The 586-nt window shown below is 50.2% G+C and carries 1 protein-coding gene; it reads right to left on the bottom strand.

What is annotated here, in order from left to right; translation table 11 throughout:
* Positions 1-586 (bottom strand): Asp-tRNA(Asn)/Glu-tRNA(Gln) amidotransferase GatCAB subunit C (locus tag NE664_12810; GenBank protein ID MCQ4727516.1); only part of this gene is annotated, 586 nt, incomplete at both ends.

Below are 586 nucleotides of genomic sequence, written 5' to 3'. Positions count from 1 at the left end.
GCCATGTCATTCTCGGAATCGGAAGTTCCAGATCGAAATTACAGATTTCCTTAAATAATCTCTTTAACAGTCTCTCATTTACATCAAGGACGTCTTCCACATCCACGAAGGACAGCTCCATATCGATCTGCGTAAATTCCGGCTGTCTGTCGGCACGCAAGTCTTCGTCGCGGTAGCATCTGGCCAGCTGGAAATAGCGGTCATAGCCGGAGCACATGAGCAGCTGCTTAAATAACTGCGGAGACTGCGGAAGCGCGTAGAATGAACCCGGATGAACACGGCTCGGTACAAGATAGTCGCGTGCGCCTTCCGGTGTGCTCTTGATTAAGGTCGGGGTCTCAATCTCGAAGAAACCTTCCTCTGCCAGAAATGCTCTCGTGATGATGGCGGCCTGGCTTCTGACCATGATATTTCTCTGGATATCCGGTCTTCTCAAATCGAGATAACGGTATTTTAAACGAAGCTCTTCCTTCGTCTTGCTGTTCTCCTCAATCGGGAATGGCGGTGTCTCGGACTCCGAAAGAATGCGAAGACTCTCTGCTCTGACTTCGATATCGCCGGTAGCAAGATTCTCGTTCACTCCGCC

The organism is Anaerotignum faecicola (assembly GCA_024460105.1).
Lineage (GTDB): Bacteria > Bacillota > Clostridia > Lachnospirales > Anaerotignaceae > JANFXS01.
The sequence above is the reverse complement of the archived record's forward strand: the minus strand, read 5'-3'. Positions and strand labels throughout refer to the sequence as shown.